The sequence below is a fragment of the Exiguobacterium sp. ZWU0009 genome (assembly GCF_000798935.2).
In the GTDB taxonomy this organism is placed as follows: Bacteria; Bacillota; Bacilli; order Exiguobacteriales; family Exiguobacteriaceae; genus Exiguobacterium_A; species Exiguobacterium_A acetylicum.
The window spans coordinates 522,201-545,143 of the sequence record NZ_CP018057.1; the positions used below are offsets into that span (position 1 = coordinate 522,201).

19 protein-coding genes and 1 riboswitch are annotated in these 22,943 nt (G+C 48.6%); of the genes, 17 read left to right on the forward strand and 2 right to left on the reverse strand.

The features are described 5' to 3' along the window. Nucleotides 1-46 precede the first annotated feature (46 nt). From L985_RS02730 to glsA, 3 genes are all read left to right on the forward strand, one after another. Entirely contained in the window at nucleotides 47-904 is an 858-nt protein-coding gene (locus L985_RS02730) for a DnaJ C-terminal domain-containing protein (RefSeq protein WP_029340760.1), read from the forward strand. Nucleotides 905-910: 6 nt separating this feature from the next. Then, nucleotides 911-3,487, forward strand: coding sequence for an ATP-dependent chaperone ClpB (clpB, locus tag L985_RS02735; protein ID WP_029340761.1), 2,577 nt, complete (start codon nucleotides 911-913; stop codon nucleotides 3,485-3,487). Between the two features lie 128 nt (nucleotides 3,488-3,615). Then, complete coding sequence (glsA, locus tag L985_RS02740) at nucleotides 3,616-4,548, forward strand: glutaminase A (RefSeq protein WP_023467099.1); 933 nt, start codon at nucleotides 3,616-3,618, stop codon at nucleotides 4,546-4,548. On the opposite strand, the gene L985_RS02745 is transcribed toward glsA, so the two are convergent. Then, nucleotides 4,539-5,327: a CHAD domain-containing protein gene (locus L985_RS02745; RefSeq protein ID WP_047394980.1), complete on the reverse strand. Its 789-nt coding sequence runs from the start codon at nucleotides 5,325-5,327 to the stop codon at nucleotides 4,539-4,541. The genes glsA and L985_RS02745 overlap by 10 nt on opposite strands. Before the next feature lie 92 nt (nucleotides 5,328-5,419). Between L985_RS02745 and L985_RS02750 the strand changes: the two genes are divergently transcribed. From L985_RS02750 to L985_RS02770, 5 genes are all read left to right on the forward strand, one after another. Next, a complete protein-coding gene (locus tag L985_RS02750; protein WP_023467101.1) occupies nucleotides 5,420-6,775 on the forward strand; it encodes an MATE family efflux transporter in 1,356 nt (451 codons plus the stop codon). After that, nucleotides 6,772-9,330 carry a bifunctional lysylphosphatidylglycerol flippase/synthetase MprF gene (gene mprF, locus L985_RS02755; protein ID WP_047394983.1) on the forward strand — a complete coding sequence of 853 codons (2,559 nt, stop codon included), beginning with the start codon at nucleotides 6,772-6,774 and terminating at the stop codon, nucleotides 9,328-9,330. Before L985_RS02750 ends, mprF begins: the two co-directional genes overlap by 4 nt. 184 nt (nucleotides 9,331-9,514) lie before the next feature. Then, nucleotides 9,515-10,672, forward strand: coding sequence for an N-acetylglucosamine-6-phosphate deacetylase (nagA, locus tag L985_RS02760; RefSeq protein ID WP_047394987.1), 1,158 nt, complete (start codon nucleotides 9,515-9,517; stop codon nucleotides 10,670-10,672). Next, nucleotides 10,669-11,430 (forward strand): glucosamine-6-phosphate deaminase, encoded by a 762-nt coding sequence (nagB, locus tag L985_RS02765; protein WP_047394990.1) that lies wholly within the window; start codon nucleotides 10,669-10,671, stop codon nucleotides 11,428-11,430. The genes nagA and nagB overlap by 4 nt, the downstream gene beginning before the upstream one ends. A 298-nt stretch (nucleotides 11,431-11,728) precedes the next feature. Then, a complete protein-coding gene (locus tag L985_RS02770; protein ID WP_231681811.1) occupies nucleotides 11,729-12,841 on the forward strand; it encodes an LCP family protein in 1,113 nt (370 codons plus the stop codon). 56 nt (nucleotides 12,842-12,897) lie between these two features. Here the strand turns inward: L985_RS02770 and phnF are convergent, their stop codons facing one another. Continuing rightward, on the reverse strand, nucleotides 12,898-13,632 hold the full coding sequence (phnF, locus tag L985_RS02775) for a phosphonate metabolism transcriptional regulator PhnF (RefSeq protein ID WP_081780439.1): 735 nt from the start codon (nucleotides 13,630-13,632) through the stop codon (nucleotides 12,898-12,900). Between the two features lie 128 nt (nucleotides 13,633-13,760). Here phnF and L985_RS02780 point away from each other — a divergent pair, with 128 nt between their 5' ends. The 9 genes from L985_RS02780 to dapD all read left to right on the forward strand — a co-directional run bounded on the left by L985_RS02780 (nucleotide 13,761) and on the right by dapD (nucleotide 22,927). Then, entirely contained in the window at nucleotides 13,761-14,909 is a 1,149-nt protein-coding gene (locus tag L985_RS02780; protein WP_047394993.1) for an alanyl-tRNA editing protein, read from the forward strand. Beyond that, entirely contained in the window at nucleotides 14,906-15,334 is a 429-nt protein-coding gene (locus tag L985_RS02785) for a GNAT family N-acetyltransferase (RefSeq protein WP_047394996.1), read from the forward strand. The genes L985_RS02780 and L985_RS02785 overlap by 4 nt, the downstream gene beginning before the upstream one ends. Before the next feature lie 117 nt (nucleotides 15,335-15,451). Further along, nucleotides 15,452-16,657: an argininosuccinate synthase gene (locus tag L985_RS02790; RefSeq protein ID WP_047394999.1), complete on the forward strand. Its 1,206-nt coding sequence runs from the start codon at nucleotides 15,452-15,454 to the stop codon at nucleotides 16,655-16,657. Continuing rightward, a complete protein-coding gene (argH, locus tag L985_RS02795) occupies nucleotides 16,654-18,024 on the forward strand; it encodes an argininosuccinate lyase (protein WP_047395002.1) in 1,371 nt (456 codons plus the stop codon). Before L985_RS02790 ends, argH begins: the two co-directional genes overlap by 4 nt. Nucleotides 18,025-18,094: 70 nt before the next feature. After that, nucleotides 18,095-18,272: riboswitch (Lysine riboswitch) on the forward strand. Nucleotides 18,273-18,384: 112 nt separating this feature from the next. Then, nucleotides 18,385-19,584 (forward strand): aspartate kinase, encoded by a 1,200-nt coding sequence (locus tag L985_RS02800; RefSeq protein WP_047395005.1) that lies wholly within the window; start codon nucleotides 18,385-18,387, stop codon nucleotides 19,582-19,584. 13 nt (nucleotides 19,585-19,597) lie between these two features. Further along, nucleotides 19,598-20,590, forward strand: a complete 993-nt coding sequence (locus L985_RS02805; RefSeq protein WP_047395008.1) for an aspartate-semialdehyde dehydrogenase — start codon at nucleotides 19,598-19,600, stop codon at nucleotides 20,588-20,590. An 18-nt stretch (nucleotides 20,591-20,608) separates the two neighbouring features. Continuing rightward, a complete protein-coding gene (gene dapA, locus L985_RS02810; RefSeq protein WP_047395011.1) occupies nucleotides 20,609-21,490 on the forward strand; it encodes a 4-hydroxy-tetrahydrodipicolinate synthase in 882 nt (293 codons plus the stop codon). Further along, a complete protein-coding gene (gene dapB / locus L985_RS02815) occupies nucleotides 21,487-22,233 on the forward strand; it encodes a 4-hydroxy-tetrahydrodipicolinate reductase (protein WP_047395015.1) in 747 nt (248 codons plus the stop codon). The genes dapA and dapB overlap by 4 nt, the downstream gene beginning before the upstream one ends. Next, nucleotides 22,220-22,927 (forward strand): 2,3,4,5-tetrahydropyridine-2,6-dicarboxylate N-acetyltransferase, encoded by a 708-nt coding sequence (gene dapD / locus L985_RS02820; RefSeq protein WP_029340774.1) that lies wholly within the window; start codon nucleotides 22,220-22,222, stop codon nucleotides 22,925-22,927. Before dapB ends, dapD begins: the two co-directional genes overlap by 14 nt. Nucleotides 22,928-22,943 lie beyond the last annotated feature (16 nt).

The window sequence follows — 22,943 nt, forward strand, 5'->3', positions numbered from 1 at the left end:
TTTTATAATTAAGGTAATGAAGTATAGGAAAAGGAAGTGAATTCGAATGGCAAAAGACTACTATCAAACACTCGGTGTCACGAAGGATGCATCGAATCAAGATATTAAGCGCGCGTACCGCAAATTGGCGAAGCAGTATCACCCAGACGTCAATAAAGAGGCGAGTGCGGACCAGCGTTTCAAGGATATCCAAGAAGCGTTCGATGTGCTTGGGGATGAGGAAAAACGAGCGAAGTACGATCGATATGGCAGTAACTTCGATCAGATGGCAGGTGCTGGAGCTGGTGGCGCTGGAGATTATGAAGATTTGTTCCGACAGTTCGGAGGTGGTGGACGGACACGACCTGGACAATCGTTCGGATTTGAAGATATGTTCGGTTCGTTCTTTAGTCAAGAAGAGGCGTCGACCGATGAAGAGCTTGAATTGACGGTACCGCTCGGACACCTCAGTACGAACGAAAAAGTCACGGTGCGTCTCGCGACCGGATCAATTCAATTGACGCTACCGAAAGACGTCTATGACGGTAAAAAAGTCCGCTTACGTGGAAAAAGTTCGATGCGTAACCGACAAGGTGTCGCGGGAGATGTTTACGTGACGATTCATCTGAAGGATGATGATCAGTTCCGACGCGTCGACCAGGACGTCATCTCCACCGTCCGTGTTCATCCGACGACGCTTGTGCTCGGAGGCGAAGTCGTCGCGGATACGCTTGAAGGGAAACGAATCAAACTGAAAGTCAAACCGGGCACGAAACCAGGAGCACGACTCCGGATTCCGAATCGTGGTCTCAGTCAAGCGAATGGCCATCGGGGAGCGTTACTTGTCCAACTTGAAGTCAAGTTACCTGAGATGGACCGTGCCTTTTATGAAGAGTGGGAACGTCAACTTGCAGTGAAGGAGTGATCAAGGATGGATTTTGAACGTTTAACGGATCGGGCACACGAGGGAATCGTCTCTGCCCAAGCGATCGCGAAACAACGTCGTCATAGTGAAATCACAGAGTGGCATTTGTTACTTGCCTTACTTGCGCAAGAAGAGGGAATTGCACGGGTCATTTTTGAAAAGCTGAATCAACGGATTGAGACATTGAATGGAGCGATTGACGAGGCAATTAGTAAACTTCCGGCCTTGTCACAGGCGACGACGCCTCGGATCGGTGGCTCGTTGCTGAACGTATTAACGGAAGCAGAGACGGAAGCGCGTCTCATGCAGGATGACTACGTCTCCGTCGAACACTTATTGTTGGCATTGATCAAACAATCAAGTCCAGCAGCTCAATATTTACGTCGTCAAGGCATTACGGAAGAGACACTCCGGGAAGCAATCGTCAGTATGCGAGGCAATCGGAAGGTCACGACGAAAAATCCTGAAGAGACGTTCGATGTACTAAAAAAATATGGACGTGATCTTGTAGCGGATTTCCGGTCTGGGAAAACGGACCCGGTCATCGGTCGTGATGATGAGATTCGACGTGTCATCCGGATTTTGAGTCGGAAGACAAAAAATAATCCCGTCTTGATCGGAGAACCCGGCGTCGGGAAAACGGCAATCGTTGAAGGACTCGCGCAACGGATCGTCCGTGGGGATGTACCAGAGAGTCTGAAGAACAAGCAGTTGTTCAGTTTAGATATGAGTGCGCTCGTCGCTGGTGCGAAATATCGGGGTGAGTTCGAAGAGCGCCTGCAGGCGGTCTTGAATGAAGTCAAGGAAGCCGAAGGTCAGATTCTCTTATTCATCGATGAGTTGCATACGATCGTTGGTGCCGGGAAGACAGACGGCGCAATGGATGCCGGAAACATGCTCAAGCCGATGCTTGCGCGAGGAGAACTGCACTGTATCGGGGCGACGACGCTTGACGAGTACCGGAAGTATATCGAGAAAGATCCAGCGCTCGAACGTCGCTTCCAACAAGTCCTTGTCGCGGAACCGGATGTCGAGGATACGATTTCCATTCTGCGTGGATTAAAAGAACGATTCGAGATTCACCACGGTGTACGGATTCATGATAATGCGCTCGTTGCGGCGGCGATGTTATCCGATCGGTATATTACGGATCGGTTCATGCCGGATAAGGCGATCGATCTCGTTGATGAAGCATGTGCAATGATTCGGACCGATATGGAGTCGATGCCAGCTGAACTCGATTCACTCGTTCGTCGGGTCATGCAGCTCGAAATCGAGGAAGCGGCATTAAAGAAAGAAACGGATGAAGCATCTCGGAAACGACTTGCCGTCTTACAGCAAGAGCTCAGCTCTGTTCGAGAAGACGAGAGTGCGTTGCGGACGCGATGGGAACGGGAAAAAGAGAGTTCGCAAAGTGTCCAGCAGTTACGTGCGGATCTTGAGAAGGCAAAACTGGCGTTACAAGAAGCGGAAGGGCGCTATGATTTGAACCGAGCATCGGAAATCAAGTACGGTCAAATTCCGGATCTTGAGGCACGTCTGAAAGTTGCGGAAGAGTCATCTGAACACGTCTCACACGAACTCGTTCGAGAAGCGGTGACGGAAGAAGAGATATCCGATATCGTTTCGAAATGGACCGGCATTCCGGTGACACGGCTTGCGCAGGGTGAACGCGAAAAATTACTCTATCTCGAGGATACACTCCATGAGCGCGTCTTCGGTCAAGACGAAGCAGTCCGTCTCGTCGCGGACGCTGTCATTCGAGCGCGCGCAGGCATCAAGGATCCGAACCGCCCAATCGGCTCGTTCTTATTCCTCGGTCCGACAGGAGTCGGGAAGACAGAACTTGCAAAAGCTTTAGCGGCAGCGATGTTCGATAGTGAAGATCATATCGTCCGCATCGATATGTCGGAGTATATGGAAAAACACAATGTCTCCCGTCTTGTTGGTGCGCCTCCGGGATATGTCGGTTATGAAGAAGGCGGTCAATTGACGGAAGCCGTCCGACGGAGCCCGTATTCGGTGCTGTTGTTCGATGAGATCGAAAAAGCGCACGGGGACGTCTTTAATATTTTGCTTCAGTTGCTCGACGATGGTCGATTAACAGACGCACAAGGACGTGTCGTCGACTTCAAGAACACGATCGTCATCATGACGTCAAACATCGGGGCACCGATCCTGCTTGAAGCCGCTAAAGATGGTGTCATCGATGCAGCGGAAGAGGAAGCCGTTCGCCAAGAACTGAAACGTCACTTCCGACCGGAGTTCTTGAATCGGATTGATGATACGATTTTATTCCATCCACTCCACCGGACGGAAATCGAACGAATCATTGACAAAGCGGTCGAGAAAATGAGCTCACGTTTATCTGGACGTGGCATTACGATTGATGTCACGAATGCTGCGAAGACGTTGATTTTCGAAGAAGCATTTGAACCACAATACGGCGCCCGTCCAATCAATCGTTATATGCAACGAACGATTGAGACGAAACTTGCCCGTGCCTTAATCAGTGGGGCGATTCAAGATGGTGCTCGGATTTCGATTGACGTAGAAGACGGTGAACTCGTCGTCCACGGATGAAGCAGATGCTAGAAAAAGGAGTCGACTCGGCTGAAACGAGTCGACTCCTTTTAGCGTTTACGGAAGAACCATATCCGTATCCGTTAGATGCGTGATAAGCTAGAAAAAAAAGAGAAAGAGGGAACGCCATGAATGTTACACAAGCCCAACTCGAGGAGTTGATTGAAGAATGCCGTCCGTATACGGTGCTTGGACAAGTCGCCAGTTACATCCCAGAACTTGCGAAGGTTGATCCGACACAACTCGGAATCGCCGTCTGTAATGCCGACGGGACGTTCGTTTCGGCAGGTGATGCGGATACGATGTTTACACTACAGAGTGTATCGAAGATCATCACGCTCGCATTCGTCCTCGAGACATTCGGAGAAGACTATGTCTTTTCAAAAGTCGGGATGGAACCGACGGGCGATGCGTTCAATTCGATCGCAAAACTTGAAGAGACGATTCCAACAAAACCGCTTAATCCAATGATCAATGCAGGAGCACTAGCCGTGACGAGCATGTTACCGGGAACAGATGCTGCCGATAAATTACTTCAATTGCGTCAATTCATCGCAAAACTATTGGATATTGAAGTAGAAATGGTAAAATATGACGCAGATGTTGCTGAATCAGAATTCGAAACGACGGATTTAAACCGTGCATTGTTGTACTTCATGCGCTATCACGGTGTCATCGAAGGAAATGTCGAAGAGATCATCGACGTCTACACGAAGCAGTGTGCGATTTTGACGAACTGTAAAGGACTTGCCATGATGGGAAAAATTTTGAGTACATCTGGAAAAACACCATCAGGACGCCAAGTCATTTCACGTCGGAACGCACGAATCATTCGAGCGATCATGACGACGTGTGGCATGTACGATGCATCTGGAGAATTTTCGGTCCAAGTCGGGCTACCAGGAAAAAGTGGTGTTTCCGGTGCAGTCGTTGCTTGTGGTCGAAGTGATTTCGATATGGCTGATCTCGGAATCGGTGTCTTTGGACCATCGCTTGACGCAAAAGGGAATTCGATTGCCGGAACAAAGATGCTGGAATTACTCGTTCAACGTCATCCATGAGCGATTTCAATCTGATCAAGCGCAGAACGTAGTTCGTCCTCTAAACGCTTGATCTGACGTAAACGCTCTTCTTGATAAGCAGATGGAACCTCGAAAGAGCGCCATCTTTCTAATCGCTGATACGTATCATTGATGTGTCCGAGTCGTGACTGGGTTGTCTTTAGGCGATCAACAGCAGACTTCGGTTGATGCGTGTAGGGACGAAGGTACTCGACCGTATAACGGTATGCTTTTGTAGCAAGCCGTAATTCATGCATCCGTTCGACACGCTTCGTTCCATCCTTTCGTTGCACTTTTTCAAATTGTTCACGTTTTTTTTCATAGCGTTTCTCGGCGGCGTGAATCAGCTCTTTTTCTGACATCCGCTTGAGGCGCTTTGTCATCGGACCGGCTAAAAAGCGACGAACGGATCGATCCAGTTCATTTGAGATCAAGAGGTGCATCGTCTCGATTAAAGTCGAACGTTTCCCTTGAAGTTGCAGAGCGACATGGTTCGCGAACAACTGATCGATTTCTGTTTTGTTTGAGGTTGCTTCGAGTTGTACGTCGAGGTCACGGACTTCGCCGAAAGCATGCATCAGTCGCTTCCAAATCAAATAAACGGGTTCCTCCGTTAAATCGACCAATCGGGCGAATGTGATCAGTTTCCGTAACCGAATCCGCGCTTGATGGACATCTTCCGGATTTTCAAACGTTTGAGCCTCTTTGGCATAATGATTGAAGGTCGACCATGTCTCAAGCAGTTCGAAAGTCAGCTTTTCAGTATCTCGATGGTTCATGAGATGAATCCCTCCTCGGATTATTTTCGTAAGAGTTCAAGAGTGCTAGGTTTTAAAATTAAGGAGGACTCCTCCTGAAATGTGGTGGAAACATGTTAGAAACAGTTACGTTCTCAGGAAAGATGAAGCAATTCATGAAAATTTTCTTTCCCATCCTCGTAACGCAAGTCGCGTTTTACTTAATTAGTTTTTTCGATACGGTCATGGCCGGTCGATACGGCTCTGCTGATTTAGCAGGAGTCGGTGTCGGAGCAAGTCTCTGGGCACCCGTTTACACAGGACTGACCGGTATTCTACTTGCCGTCGCACCGCTCGTTTCCCAAGCGATGGGAGCGAAACGCGAGCGGGAAGTCAAACGGATTGTCATGCAGGCGTTGTACGTTGCTGTCGTGATCATTGGTTTGACCGTAGTCATCGGACTTATTGCTGTCAATCCGATTCTCGAACGGATGGAGTTATCAGCAGAGGCGCGTGAAGTCGCGCGAAATTATCTCGTGATGTTAGCACTTGGGATCGTACCGATGTTCGTTTTCTTCGTTTTACGAACACTCGTCGATTCATTAGGTAAATCAAATATCACGATGGTCTTACTACTAATCTCTTTACCCATTAACGTCCTTTTCAATTATCTATTCATCTTCGGAAACTTCGGTTTTCCGGAACTTGGTGGAGTGGGCGCGGGAGTTGCGACTGCCATCACCTACTGGATTCTCTGTCTAGCGATCATCGCTGTCGTCTTTAAAGGAGAATTATTTCAACGCCTTGGGATTCTGCGGCGCTTTTACCGTCCAGATATGAAGCGAATCAAGGAATTGATTCTACTCGGTGCTCCGATTGGTCTAGCGATTTTTTCTGAAGTCAGTATTTTCTCGGCGGTCACGTTGCTGCTCGGAGCGTACGGCGATGTCATCATCGGTGCCTATCAAGCGGCCATCAACTTCGCTTCGTTCGTCTATATGATCCCATTATCTGCTGCGTCCGCTTTGACGATCACAGTCGGTTTTGAGGTCGGTGCCAAACGAATCAAGGACGCTGTCCAGTACGTCGTCATTGGATTGACGATGTGTGTTGCCGTCTCCTTGTTCTCCGGGATCTTGTTGTACTTAAAGAATGAAGAACTTGCCGCTTTATATAGTCGTGATCCTCAAGTCATCGAAGCAGCCGCACACTTCATGATTTTAGCGATTTTCTTTCAACTGTCGGATGCAGTTGCTGCACCGACGCAAGGTGCATTACGTGGATTCAAGGATGTCAACGTCACCTTCTTGTTGACGATTGCTGCCTACTGGGTCATTGGACTACCATTAGGTTTTTATCTCGAACGCTATACGACACTCGGACCAGATGGTTACTGGTGGGGATTGATCATCGGTCTTGCGGTCGGAGCAACGCTACTGCTTGTTCGTCTTATGCATTTAATCCGTAAATCAAGGAGGCTGGCAGCTTGAAATTCTCAAAACAACGCATCATGACGATTGCGAAGATCATCTTGCCGATCGTCTTGATTGGATTCATTTTTTATCAAGGACAAAACGAATTGCGTAGTTTGTCGCTACAAGAGTCGATTCAAGCGATTCGTCAAGTCCCATCTTGGCAATTCATCCTGTTGATTCTCGCAGGTCTTGCGGCAGTCTCGACGATGTTCTTTTATGATTTCTTCTTATTACGTTCATTGAAGGCGAAAGCACCAATCGGTCTGATTTTTCGAGCATCCTGGATTGCGAACTCCTTTAACGGCATCATCGGATTCGGTGGTCTCGCTGGGATGGCGATCCGATCCGCTCTTTATCGACCATTCGTTGAAGGCGGTCGTTTGTTGAAGGCGATCGGCTGGATGGCACCGACGTTGATCAGTGGATTGTCCATCTTATCTGCCTTATCGCTTCTACACGTTTTTCCGGCGTTCGAAGTACTCGATTTAAAAAAATGGCTGTGGCCCGTCATCATTGGTGTCGCATTCTTCTTCCCACTCTATCTGCTGTTCTCGTTTCGACGAGGCAATAGTAGCATCCATCCGAAATCGATTGTGTTATATTCACTCGTCTCACTCGCAGAATGGTTCAGTGCTGGCGTTGTCGTCTATCTGATCTTGGCAGCGCTCGGAACGGATGTCAGTTTCTCAAAAGTCATCGGTGTTTTCATCATCGCTGCGACAGCCGGTTTGATCTCGATGGTACCGGGTGGGTTTGGTTCGTTTGACTTAGTGTTTTTGATCGGCATGCAGCGTGCCGGTGTCGAGGAAGGCATCGTTTTGACAGGATTATTGATCTACCGTCTTGTCTACTACTTGATTCCGTTCCTGATCGGTGTCATTTTCTCAGCTCGGGAGTTCAGCGGTCCGGTCGTCAAGATGATCGAAGACAAACCGATCGTTGGTCCATCGATGGAGGTCGGGGGCGTCATTTGGCGCTTACAACTGCGATTCCTCAGTAAAATTCGTCATTTCACGCTCGCGTTGATCACACTCGTTGCCGGGATCACGATTTGGGGACTGGCGATTTTACCACCTGTCTCGACGCAGTATGAATATTTGGAATCTAAATTACCACACGAAGCGCTGTTACTCGCGAATAGTTTCTTCTTGATGGGCGGCTTATTGTTCGTCCTCTTATCGACAGCACTGTATCGTCGTACAAAACGGTCGTTATATATGATGTACGGGGCATCTTTTTTCGCTTTGATTGGAATGGCACTTCGTGGTTTTAACTTGATTTCCTTCCTTGCCGTCATCATCGTCCTCGTCTTGCTACTGATGTCGCGAAAAGCATTTCACCGAGAACGAACACTCATTACGACGACACGGTTCATCCGGGTTGCCTTCGCTGGTCTATTGTACATTGGAGGATTCGTCTTTTTTGGATACGCCTTCTATACACTCGGATCAGCAGATGGAACAAAAGTGTATCCGGCACACGAAATTTTCATGTTTGCAGCGAGTGCCTCTATCTTTGCGCTCGTATATGTTCTCGTCTTCATCCGCTTATTCAACACATTCAATCAACCGGTACTCGGTGAGCGATTCAATGCTGAAAAGATCGAGTCGGTGTTGCGTGAGCAGGGTGGGAATTATTTGAGCCATCTCGCGTTTCTAGGTGATAAACGTTTCTTCTTCTCTGAAACGGGACGTTCATTCATCCAGTTTAGTCAGACCGGTAATCGGATCATGGTCCTTGGCGACCCGAGTGGAGATCCAAAGGAACATTCACAAGTCATCGCGTCTTTCTTACGTCGCGTCGAAGATCTTGGATATATTCCGAACATCTATCAAATTCAAGCACAAAACATGTCTCTCTATCATGATTTTGGCTTCAACTTCTTTAAACTCGGAGAAGAAGCGATCGTTGATATTCCATCTTTCACCGTATCAGGAAAAAAGCGAGCTGGACTGCGGTCGATTAAAAATCGCTTTGAACGAGAGGGCATGACGTTCGAAGTAGTCGAGCCACCTATTTCAGGAACACTTTTAGCAGAACTACAAGAGGTCTCCGACGAATGGTTAGGCGGTAAGTCCGAGAAAGGTTTCTCGCTCGGTTACTTCCACGAACCTTATTTAAACCGGGCACCGATCGGCATCATGCGTGAAGCGGAAGGACGATTGATCGGGTTCATGACATTCATGCCTGCTTACCAAGAAGGGGTCCTATCGATTGACTTGATGCGTTTTCGACCAGATGGACCGAATGGAATCATGGATGCGATGTTCATCCGACTATTCGAGTATGCGAAAGATGAAGGCTACCACACGTTCAACATGGGAATGGCTCCGCTTTCGTCCGTCGGAGAAGACGAGACGTCCTTCTGGCAAGAACGTGTGGCAGCGGATGTCTTCAATAATATTCGCTACATGTATAGTTTCACCGGTCTACGACGATATAAAGAAAAGTATGATCCAAAATGGGAAGGACGATACCTGGCTTACCGGAAGCGTCAATCGTTACCAATGGCAATCTTAAAAGCCACGCGTCTGATTTCCCGAAAAAAAGACCGAATTTTATTACCATGATCGACTGACGCATGAAGTCGGCAATCGACGGGTATACAAAGGGCGACCACTTGTCTAAAGACAAGTGAGATCGTCCTTTCATATTTTATGATGAAATGTACAAAGGTCTATACAACTAGAATTAATCGCGTTATACTAAATACGGAAGCAAGTCATGGAACGGATAGAGAAAGGAAGATGCTAGATGACAGTGATCACCAATGCCCGGATTTACACGGGAGAGCAGACGATTGAAGACGGCTTCATTCGTTTTGACCGAACAATCGAGGCGATTGGACCCATGTCGGAATTCGAGGAAATCGCAGGAGAAGAGACGATCGATGCGCAGCATCAATCACTCATTCCAGGAATGATCGATGTGCATATTCATGGAGGGTATGATGTCGATGTCATGGATGGAGATGCCGATAGCCTGCGTCATTTCAGCCGACAGATGTTACAAGAAGGTGTGACATCGTTTTTAGCGACGACCATTACTCAGGACTGGGGAAATATCACACGCGCGCTTGAGACGGTTCGAGAAGTCATAGCACAAGACGATACGACGATCATCGGTGTTCATCTTGAAGGACCATTCATCAATCCAAATTATGCGGGTGCACAGCCTCACGAACATATCGTCGAACCGGATGTCGAGCAGTTCTTGAAATGGCAAAAAGCAGCAGGGAACACGATCAAGCTCGTCACATACGCTCCGGAACGCCCGGGAGCACGGGCGTTCGAAGAAGCGGTGCGCTTGACGGGTGCGATTCCATCAGCCGGACATACAGACGCGACATATGCCCAAAACCAAGCCGGTCACGTCACGCATGGTACCCACCTTTACAATCAAATGCGAGCACTTCATCACCGGGAACCTGGCACAGTCGGGTATTGCCTCCTGACACCAGACGTCTATGCGGAGATCATTCCGGATGGGATTCACAGTGCGCCGGAGATGGTGGATTTTGCCTATCGAATGAAAGGCGCAGATCGACTGATCGTCATCACGGATGCGATGCGAGCAAAAGGATTAGCAGACGGTGAATATGAGTTAGGTGGTCAGGCTGTATTCGTTCGAGACGGTGCGGCACGTCTTGAAAACGGTAGCTTAGCTGGAAGTGTCCTGACAATGGACGCTGCTTTACGAAACATCATTGCCTATACAGGTTGTTCGCTCGAAGAAGCGGTCCGCATGACATCGGTCAATGCGGCCAAAGAGCTTCAATTGGCTCAAAAGGGAAGCCTCGCGGTCGGTAAAGATGCAGATATCGTCTTGCTCGACGAGGGATTACGTATTCAAGAAACGATTCATCGTGGTACGCGACACCGGATCACGAACGGAAAGGAGTCTACCTCATGAAATGGATGATCGTAGAAAAGGGAGAAGAATTAGCACAGGTGGCCTATCAATTTTTGAAACAGGAAATTAAGCGTCACCCGGAAGGTTTGACGGTAGGACTGGCAACGGGAAGTTCACCGGTCGGCGTTTATGAAGAATGGCGGAAGGATTCGCTCGATTGTCGACATGTGACAACGGTTAACCTCGACGAATATGTCGGTCTCAGCCCAGAGCATCCACAAAGTTATCATACGTTCATGCAAGAGCATCTATTCAAAGATGTCGCATTTAAGGAATCATTCGTTCCAATCGGGAACACAGAAGATCCCGTGCGCGAAAGTGAACGATATGAAGCGCTCGTCCGCAATCGAGGCATCGACATTCAATTACTCGGAATTGGAGCAAATGGACACATCGCCTTCAATGAACCGGGTACACCATTCGACGCTAAGACACACGTAACGGAATTGACAGAGTCGACACGAGAAGCGAACCAACGTTTCTTTGATCGATTAGAGGAAGTACCGACGAAGGCAATCACGATGGGGATCGGTACGATCATGGAAGCGAAGAAGATCCTTCTCGTTGCTTCTAGTGAACGAAAGGCAGAAGCGGTTCGCGATATGATGGAAGGTGTCGCAACAACGGATTGTCCAGCAACTGTACTCAAGCGTCATGCTGATGTCATGGTAATTTTGGACGAAGAAGCGGCCTCTTTATTGTCAGATGACGCTAAACGTACAGGACGAGCGGCATATCTGAATTTCATGAAAGTATGACGATGAAAAAGCGATGAATCAACAGGGATAGAGACAATCATTGGATTGACTCTATTCCTTTTTTGATTCTGTTGAGCCTAGTCTTAAGCGATTTGTTATTTTGATAGAAAGGTATCTCCAGGACATATACCAAGATCATTCAATCTCATGATAAATCGTACTAAGGATCCATGATTTTTTCAGTGCAACGATTCCATACGATTTCTTTAATCGAAACGTAAATTGACATTTCATTAAATGTACGGATAATGGAGATTAGCGAACTTTACGGAAAATTTACATGAAAATGAGGGTTTACATGATGGAAACGCGATCCGCACGAAAGAGACAGCCAAGTGCTGGCAAGATGTTCATGAAAGTCATCGCTGCACTCGTCCTGCTTGTCACAATCATCGGTTCTGGATATGCTGGAGCTGTTTTTATTAAAACGCAAGAAACATTGGCAAAGACGCAGATTAACATTCCCGGCTCGAAGGTGAGCTCTAAATATGATGATGTTCCGTCTGAATCGTTCTTGATTCTTGGGACGGATGAAACGAAAAAAAGTAAAGAACGAAATGAACCGGCGCGATCAGATGTCATGATCGTCGGAATCTTAAATAAAAAAACGGAACAATTAGTGTTGACGAGTATTCCGCGTGATTCACTCGTGAACATCGATTATTCGAAATACGATGTACCTTATGGTAAGACAGGTGTTGAGCAAGATAAAATCACCCATGCCCATTACTTCGGTTCGATGGATAAATCGAATTCCTATAATGGGATTAAATTAGCGCGTGAAACGACAGAAAACCTGCTCGGTATTCAAATCGATCACGTCGTTAAAGTTAATTTCCAAGGATTCGTTCAATTGATCGATGCATTGGACGGCGTAGACATCGATGTACGATATGCGTTCAAAGAGCAAGATTCAAAACGTAAAGCCGGTACTGTCACTGTTGATAAAGGTATGCAACATTTAACAGGAGAGCAAGCACTTGCTTACGTCCGGAACCGTCATGATGATCCGCTCGGTGATATCGGACGCGGTCAAAAACAGATGCAAGTCATTCAAGCGGTCGCCAAAGAAGCGGCAAGTTTCCGTTCCCTCAGTGCATACCGTGATATTTTGGATGCTGTCGGTGATAACGTCGAAACGAATTTAGGTCCGAACGATTATACACGCTTAGCAGATTTCACAGCAGCGTTACGTAACACGACGGAGTACCAACTCGCTGGAGAAGGCTACATCGGTATTAGCGGGAAATGGGAATACCATCTCGATCCGAATCAACTGGAGCAAGTGAAAAGTAACTTAGCAAAAGCGATGCAAGGTCAAGAAGTCGAACCGATCAAGGAAGAGACAGACCCGGCACAAAGCACGACAGAAGAACCAGTGACGGAGACAGAAGCCGTTCCTGCTCAGTAATATATGCTAAAAATCCCCTTGTATCATCGTCACTGTACGACGATACAAGGGGATTTTTAACGTTGGCGTTCCATTTCGACGGTGAAGGTATAGCGGTCTCCCCGGTAAGCGGAGATGACATATTCAAACGGTTGCTCCGTCGCGAGATATGTCAGTTGCTCGACGGATAGGACGGGCGAAGCGGTCGATAGACCAAGATGACTCGCCTCTTCCTTCGTTGCAAGACGTGATTCGAACGTTTGACTTGCACGTCCAAGATTTAATCCGCTCGCTTCTGCAAATGCATAGAGCGATGCTGTCGCAACGTCTTGATCGAGTCCAGGTAAGAGCTGTTCCGGGATATAGACGGTCTCAAGGGCAAGAGCTTGCTCATCAGCAATTCGTAAACGTTTCAGTTCATACACCGATGCCCCTTCGCGAATCCGTAGCTTATTGGCAATCGTCATCGAGGCGTCGATGATTTGATAGGAAAGTAGCGCACTCGTCGGTTCTAAACCTAAGTGCTCCATCTCTTCCGAGAAACTCGTCAATCCAGACAGTTGCATAACGATTTTTTTATTCGCGACGAATGTTCCACGTCCTTTTTGACGAATCAAGTAACCGGCGTTGACCAAGTTTGAAATGGCTTGTCGGACCGTCATTCGGCTGATTTGGTGCGCTTCGGCAAATTCGCGCTCGGACGGGATCAAATCGCCAGGTTGAAGAACACCGCTTTCAATTTGTTGTTTTAAGGCAGCTTCGATTTGATAGTAGATGGGGAGTGGTGAATTTTTATTGATATGCTGAATCACGGCATTTCGTCCCTTCGCGATCGGTAGTCTTTCGTCTAGTGTACTAGGAAAAAGGCAAGCCGACAAACGATTCTGGATGAAATATGGCATAATACAGAGTGAAACTGACAGAGAAAGGTGGTCGAGGCATGCGCCCCGAACAAATAGAATCCGATGTCCGAACCTTTCAGACATCCATTCGCACGACAAAACAAGTAGATGGCTATTGGGTTGCTTTAGAGAAAAGTTATTTCTATCCCGAGAGCGGTGGACAGCCAGCGGATCGTGGAACATTGAACGACCAACCGGTCCTTGACGTTCAAATCGAAGACGGTGTCGTCTGGCACCAACTGGCGACGCCGCTCACAGGTGATGTCACCGGTATCGTAGATGACGCAGTCCGGATCGATCATGCGGCGCAACATACGGCACAACATGTCATCTCTGCGATCCTACAAGATGAATCAAATATCAAGACACTCAGTTTTCGAACGGGAAGTGAGGTCTCGACGCTTGATATCGAGACACCTGAATGGACAACTATGCAACAAGAACAGTTGGATCGACGATTACGGCATGTGATTGAACAAGGATTACCGATTACGGCAACCGAATATGACGAGGCGGAAGCGCTACGCTTACCATTACGAAAAACACCACAAGTCGAAGGACGAATTCGTGTCGTTCAAATCGGTACACTCGATTATAGTGCCTGTGGCGGGACGCATCTTGATTCGACGGCACAGCTCGAGTCGATTCTCTTTACCGGAGTCGAGCGGATTCGTGGAAATATTCGTCTGTCCTATGTCGCGAAGGAACGGGCATACCAACTCGTTCAGGCAGAACGACGAGCCTTACGGGAAGCGGCGCAAGCCTTGTCGGTCAAACCAGTTCAAATGCTAGAAGCCGTCCAAGCGTTACAAGAAGAGCAGAAACGCTTAACGAAACAGGTCGAACACGCCCAGGAACAACTCGCAACGTTCACACTCGCTCACGCTTTAGAACAACAAGAAGGCATTCTTGTATTTGAACATCTGGAGGAAGAGATCAAGGTTTCCGAGCAACTCGCTAAAGCGATTCAAGAAGCAGGGCGCGTCGGCGTCGTTTGGAATGCGACAACGAACAAGCTACTGATGAGTAGTCCAGGTGAACCCCATCTCGGGAAATTCGCTAAAGCACATGTCCAAGCATTCAATGGGCGAGGCGGAGGAAGTGCGGTTCAGGCACAGGCACAATTTACGAATCGGGATGATGCGATGGCATATGTCGATCGATTACGGGAGGAATATCAGTCATGACAGTCATTCAAGTACGTACAGCAGAACAACATCAAGCCGTCCGGATGATCCGAGAGCGTGTCTTCGTCGAGGAGCAAGGCGTACCACGCCATCTTGAATACGATACACATGATGAGACAGCGATTCATCTGCTTGTTCTCGATGAGCAGAATCGCCCGGTCGCAACAGGGCGCACACGTCCATATGACGACCAACGGATGAAAGTTGAACGTGTGGCGACGCTAGCAACAGCGCGAGGAAAAGGATACGGTGGCGAGTTGATGCAGGCAATGGAACGAGTCGCACGTCGCGAAGGGAAGCAATTGCTGACACTCGGTGCACAAGTTCAAGCCATCCCGTTTTATCAAGGACTTGGATATACGATCGTCTCCGATGAATTCGACGATGCGGGCATCCCGCACCGGACGATGGAAAAGAAAATGTAAGTCATTTTGAAAGAAATCCTGCAAAAAGGGTTTCTTTTTTTGTTTTCTATGTATATATATAATTCATAATGAATTTTTATACAGACAGATGAATTTAAAACCAGGAGGGAATTATACATGTCGAAACAAAAATTGATCTTAGCGTACTCTGGGGGACTTGATACATCGGTAGCCATCAAATGGTTGAGCAAGGACTATGACGTCATTGCCTTATGCATGGATGTCGGAGAAGGAAAAGATTTATCCGTCATTAAAGAAAAAGCACTCCTCGTCGGTGCGATCGAATCGATCGTCCTCGATGTTAAGGAAGAATTCGCACAAGACTTCGTCTTGCCAGCACTTCAATATGGCGCTCATTACGAAAATGCCTATCCATTGATTTCAGCGCTTTCACGTCCGTTGATCGCAGAAAAGCTCGTCGAAGTCGCGCATCAACACGGTGCAACGGCTGTCGCGCACGGATGTACCGGAAAAGGGAACGACCAAGTCCGGTTTGAGGTTTCTGTCGCAGCGCTTGATCCGTCACTCGAAGTCATTGCACCGGTTCGGGAGTGGAAATGGTCACGGGAAGAAGAAATCGCCTATGCGAAAGAAAACAATGTGCCGATTCCGATCAACCTCGATAGCCCATACTCAATCGACATGAACCTCTGGGGACGGAGTAACGAGTGTGGCGTCCTAGAAAACCCTTGGACAGAGCCACCGCAAGACGCTTACGCGTTGACAGTAGCGCCAGAAGACGCTCCGGATCAGGCAGAAGAAGTCATCATTGGCTTTGAAGCAGGTGTTCCGGTCTCGATCAACGGAACGTCATATCCACTGGCGAAACTGATCACGGAACTGAACATCATCGCTGGTGCACATGGGGTCGGACGGATCGACCACGTCGAGAACCGTCTCGTCGGTATCAAATCGCGGGAAGTCTATGAGTGCCCAGGAGCAACGGTTTTACTCAAAGCGCACGCTGCACTCGAGACGATTACGTTGACGAAGGACGTCGCGCATTTCAAACCACTACTCAGTAAACAATATGCAGAAACGATCTACAACGGTCTCTTCCACGCACCATTAACGAAAGGCTTGAAAGCTTTCTTGACGGCAACACAACAGGACGTCACAGGAGAAGTTCGCGTTAAACTGTTCAAAGGAAACGCAACCGTGACAGGTCGTCAGTCCGCTGTCTCACTCTACGATGAGAAACTTGCGACGTACACGAAAGAAGACGCGTTCGATCATGAAGCAGCAAAAGGCTTCATCAAATTACACGGACTTGCCGTTTCGACTCATGCGAGCGTACATCGTCAGGCGGGTGTAACGAAATGACCAAACTCTGGGGTGGACGTTTTACGGAAAGTGCTTCCGCTCAAGCGGAAGCCTTCGGAGCATCGATCACGTTCGATCAAAAATTAGCGAGCGTCGATTTAAAAGGCAGTCTCGCACACGCGCAGATGCTATTTGAACAAGGGATCCTCGCTCAAGACGAGTGGACACAAATCGAGCAAGGACTGAAGCAACTGGAAACGACGTTAGCGGATCATGTGTATACGCTAGCAGATGAAGACATTCACATGAATCTCGAGCGTCTATTGACGGAACAGATTGGTCCGGTTGCAGGAAAACTGCATACGGCACGGAGCCGAAATGACCAGGTCGCAACGGATTTACATCTATGGATGGAACAACATGTTGAAGCGTTGACGACGGCATTACGCGAGCTCCAATCGGTTATCACGGAACAAGCTGAGCAACATATCGAGACGGTCATGCCAGGTTATACGCATTTGCAACGGGCACAACCGATCTCGCTTGCGCATCACTTGCTCGCTTATTTCTGGATGTTCGAACGTGATGTCGAACGGTTGACGGATAATCAAAAGCGGATCCGGAAATCACCGCTCGGGGCAGGCGCGCTCGCGGGGACGACATTCCCAATCGATCGTTTCCGTTCTGCCGAGTTGCTCGGTTTTGAGTCAATCTATCCGAACAGTCTCGACGCTGTCTCCGACCGCGATTTCGTCATCGAATACCTCGGGATCGCCTCGACCGTCATGATGCATCTCTCGCGTTTTTGTGAAGAAATCATCATCTGGGCATCGCAAGAATTTGGCTTCATCGAGTTGTCTGATGCTTTCTCGACAGGGTCGAGCATGATGCCACAGAAGAAAAATCCTGATTTCGCTGAATTGATTCGTGGGAAAACGGGGCGCGTCTACGGCAATCTGATGGGCTTCTTGACGACGATGAAGGCATTACCACTCGCTTACAACAAAGACATGCAAGAGGATAAGGAAGGGGTCTTCGATACAGCAGATACCGTTCTCCAATCCGTTCAAATTTTTACTGGAATGATTGAATCCGCGACGTTTAAGACCGAAGCGCTCAAGAAGGCGACAATGCAAGACTTCTCGAATGCAACGGAACTCGCCGACTACCTTGTGACGAAAGGCATACCATTCCGGGAAGCACATGAAATCGTCGGTAAAGCCGTCCTTTACTGTGTGCAGAACGGTTGTTTCCTGAAGGATTTGAACCTCGAGACGTATCAAACGTTCCATCCTGATATCACGGAAGACGTCTATCCGCTCCTCGATCCGGTTCAAGCAGTAGCACGCCGGACTAGCTACGGCGGAACAGGGTTTGCTGCCGTGTCGGAGCAACTCGAACTCGCAAAACAGCATCTTGCAAATTGACGGATTTTGAAAAAAATCAGTCAAATGACTGGATTTAACAAAAGATGTCTGCTATAACTGTAACTAACAACCGACAGATAGAGGCGCGGATGACATGAGTAGCATCATTCTTGAAGGCAAGCATGCTGAATGATGTGAAAGGGGAAGTCCGCCGAAGTGAACGAGAAGATGCTTCTTCTCATTTGCTGGTACAACGGTTAAGATCCGTTGTACTGCCGAAACCGATGTTTCGGAGCGCTATCTTACGTAAAAGAACGAATGACTTTGTCTTCGTTTGTCCGATCGTGATAACGACGGGCCGTAGGAACGCTCCTACCGGCCCGTCGTTTTTTTCTGTATCGGGACAAAGGAGATAGGATTGTGACAACTGTACTTAAATTTGGTGGAAGCTCGGTTGCGACTGTCGAACAGATTCAGTCTATTGCGAATTATTTGAAGAGTCGCGCAGCCGAAGGTGAAAAACTCGTCGTCGTCGTTTCGGCGATGGGCAAGATGACAGATTCTTTGATTGCTCAGGCGCAAGCCATCACAGATCGCCCCGAGCGAAGAGAACTCGATCGACTGCTTGCCATCGGAGAAGAACAGACGATTTCATTACTCAGCATCGCCCTCAACTCGCTCGGTGTCAAAGCGTTATCGCAAACAGGCGCTCAAGCAGGAATCAGCACGATGGGCGTGCATACGAAAAGTAAGATCAAACAGATTGATGGAGATCTGTTACGACAAAAACTCGAAACGTACGATGTCGTCATCGTCGCCGGATTCCAAGGGGTCAACGAACTCGGTGATGTCACGACGCTCGGACGTGGTGGATCGGATACGACGGCTGTTGCGCTTGCGGCAGTCCTTGATAAACGGTGTGAAATCTACACGGATGTCGACGGTGTCTATACAGCTGATCCACGAATCCATGCTGCTGCTCAACCGATTCCGCACATCTCGTATGATGAGATGATGGAGATGAGCGCCCTCGGGTCGAAGGTCATGGAAATGCGGAGTGTCGAACTAGGAAAAAAATACGGCGTACACATCTTCGTCGGGAAAACACTTGAATCGAAAAGGGGAACATGGATCATGGAAGCGACGGAAACAATGGAACAAAAAGCGGTGACGAGTGTCAGTGTCACGAAGAACGTTTTGACGGTATCAATCAAACACGTACCGCAAACGAATGCAGCAGTAGCCGATATCTTCGAACTGTTATCAAACCGCCACGTCAACATCGACATGATCAGTCAAACGACGTTCGACAGTGACATCTTCTTATCGTTCTCATGTCCACTTGACGAGGAAGAGTTCCTCGATGAAGCATTGAAAGATATCATGGATCGTTTCACGACAGTCAAGGTCGACCGCCACAATCAGCATGCGAAGTTATCTGTCGTCGGCATCGGGATGCGGGATGCAACGGGTGTTGCCTCAAAGTTGTTCGCAATCTTCCGAGCAGAGAATATCCCGTTCTATCAAGTCACGACATCAGAAATCAGCATCTCGTACACGATTGCACAAGCAGACATTGAACGGACGGTTGCAGCGATTGCCAACGCGTTCGAATTATAAGGAGGAAAACAGCATGTATCATGTAGCCGTCATTGGAGCAACCGGCGCCGTCGGTCAAAAAATGTTACAAGTACTTGCAGAACTGGATTTCCCGGTCAGCCGCCTGTCCGCTTACGCTTCTGCTCGTTCAGCAGGGAACACGGTACAGTTCAAGGGAGAAGACATCACGATCCAAGCACTGACACCAAACATCACGGAAGACGGAATCGATGTCGCGTTGTTCGCAGCGGGCGGAACGATCAGTGAGCAATATGCCCCGTTACTAGCTGAAAACGGAACACTCGTCGTTGATAATTCAAGTGCCTTCCGGATGCAGGAGACGATTCCACTCGTCGTGCCAGAAGTCAATCCACAAGCGATTCAAGCGACGGATCGTTTAATCGCAAATCCGAACTGTTCAACGATTCAATCCGTCGTCGCCTTAGCACCGCTCCAGTCACTCGGATTCGAGCGGATCAACTACACGACGTATCAGGCCGTATCGGGTTCTGGTCAAAAAGGAATCGAGGACTTGGCGCGTGGGGCGCGCGGAGAAGAACCCGTCAATTACCCGCATCCGATTCACGATAACATCTTGCCGCATATCGATGTATTCCTTGAGAACGGTTATACGAAAGAAGAGCAGAAGATGATTGATGAAACACGGAAAATCTTCAATCTTCCAGCATTACCCGTCAGTGCGACATGTGTCCGAGTTCCGGTCACGAACTCTCACTCGGTTGCAATCAACGTCACGTTTACACAACCGACGACGGTTACAGCAATCCGTGAAGCGTTAGATGGGGCACCCGGCGTCGTCCTCGTCGATGATGTCACGAATACGCGCTATCCGATGCCACTCGACGCGAGTGGGACGGACGATGTCTACGTCGGACGAATTCGACAAGATGATAGTCTCGCAAACACGTTCCATCTTTGGTGTGTAGCTGACAACATCCGAAAAGGTGCCGCGTCAAACGCCGTGCAAGTTGCACGCCAAGCCATCGAACAGTCGATTCATTCATAAAAAAAGGAGGAGTTCTTCATGTTCAAAGGAGCAGGTACAGCACTCGTCACACCATTTAATGAAGCAGGCGAGTTGGATTTACACGTATTCGAACGCTTAATCGAGCAACAACTCGCAGCAGGGATTCAGGCACTTGTCGTCGGAGGGACGACAGGAGAAGGATCGACACTAACGAATAATGAATTCGAACAACTCCTGACGACTGCCGTTCAGGTCACGGCAGGACGAGTACCCGTCATTGCTGGAACAGGTTCGAACAACACCGCAGCGACAATCGAGAAAACATTACTCGCAGAACGTCTCGGTGCGGACGCAGCGATGCTCGTCACACCGTACTACAATAAAACATCACAGGCCGGTCTCGTCGCACACTTCACAGCGGTCGCTGATGCAACAGAGTTGCCGATCATGCTGTACAACGTTCCATCCCGGACAGGCGTTACGATCGCAGTCGAAACAGCAGTGACGTTAGCACGTCATCCACGCATCCAAGCCTTTAAGGAAGCGAGTGGAGATGTCAGCTTTATGGGTGAACTGATGGCGGCGATTCCGGAAGACTTCGCGGTCTTCTGTGGAAATGATGATCAAATCCTTCCGTACATGGCATGGGGCGCACAGGGTGTTATTTCAGTTCTCTCTAACCCGTACCCAGCAGAGACACAAGCACTTGCTGAGGCATTACTAGGGCAAGATCTCGTCACGGCTCGCCGGATTCAGGCAGACTTGTTACCGGTCATCGGTGCTTTGTTCAGTGACGTCAATCCGATCCCAGTCAAAGCATCGCTTGAAGAACTCGGCTTTGCTGTCGGTGCGCCACGCTTGCCGCTCGTCCGTCAATCGGAAGCGGGACACGCCCACTTACTCGAAACGATGCGGGCTTACAAAGGAGTGGTTCGATGAAACTTGCGTTACACGGTTATGGGGCGACAGGACAATACGTCGTCGAACTCGCACCACAAAGTGTCGTGGCGATTGTTGACCGGACGAAGTCATCCGATACGATCGCTTCATATGCGGAGCTAACGGAGATGTCAGAGACGGTCGATGCGATCATCGACTTCTCGCATCCGAGTTTGCTACCGGATCTGCTCGCATACGGGCTGGCGACAAAAACACCACTCGTCATTGCAACGACTGGTTTTTCAGAAGCGGAACTGACATCGATCAAGGACGCTGCGAAAGAAATTCCAATCTTCCAGTCGTACAATATGTCGTACGGCATCGCGATGGTGCAGCAACTGCTGAAGACACTCGTCCCACTAGCAGGGGCGTATGACATCGAATTGCTCGAGAAACATCACAACCAAAAAGTCGATGCTCCAAGCGGAACGGCTGAGTTGTTATTGCAAACGATTCAGACGGCACGTGACGTGACACCGGTGTATGACCGATCACAGACGCGGCAAAAGCGAGAGACGAACGAGATCGGGATGCATGCGATGCGCGGTGGAACGATCTTCGGTGAACACGAAGTCTTATTCGCCGGTGTCGATGAACTGATTGAAATCAAACATACGGCGTTATCGAAAAAAGTATTTGCTTCTGGTGCGATTAAAGCAGCTGAAGCACTCATTCAAAAAACAGCGGGACTCTATACATTAGAGACGCTCTACACACAGGAGGATTCACATGTTACTCACTGATGCTTACGAAATTGCTAAATTCATTAAAGATGCTAAAAAACAAACACCGGTAAAACTTTACGTCAATGGCGATTTGGCGGGCTTGACGATCGAAGGCGCTACAGCGTTCGGATCAGATGAATCAAAGATTTTCTTCGCGGATGCAGGACTTGCGGCTACTTTCTTAGAAAAGTATTCAGATCGCATCACAGATGTTCACGTGGAGTATGACCGTCGCAACAGTGCGGTACCAATGCTTGATACACGTCACTTGAATGCGCGCATCGAACCAGGTTCATGGATTCGTGATCATGTTGTCATCGGTGATAACGCGGTCGTCATGATGGGTGCCATCATCAATATCGGTGCATCAATCGGAGATGGTACAATGATTGATATGAACGCTGTCGTCGGTGCACGTGGGACGATCGGGAAAAACGTTCATGTCGGCGCAGGTGCCGTGGTCGCGGGTGTCCTCGAACCACCTTCAAAAACACCTGTCATCATTGAAGACGGTGTCTTGATTGGTGCAAATGCAGTCATTCTTGAAGGCGTCAAAGTCGGCAAAGATGCCGTCGTCGCTGCTGGTAGTGTCGTCACAGAAGACGTACCTGCTGGAAGCGTCGTTGCTGGAACACCTGCACGTGTCATCAAACAGAAAGATGCGAAAACAGAAGAGAAGACGCAATTGGTGGATGATTTACGTTCACTCTGATTGACGTCGAAGAGGA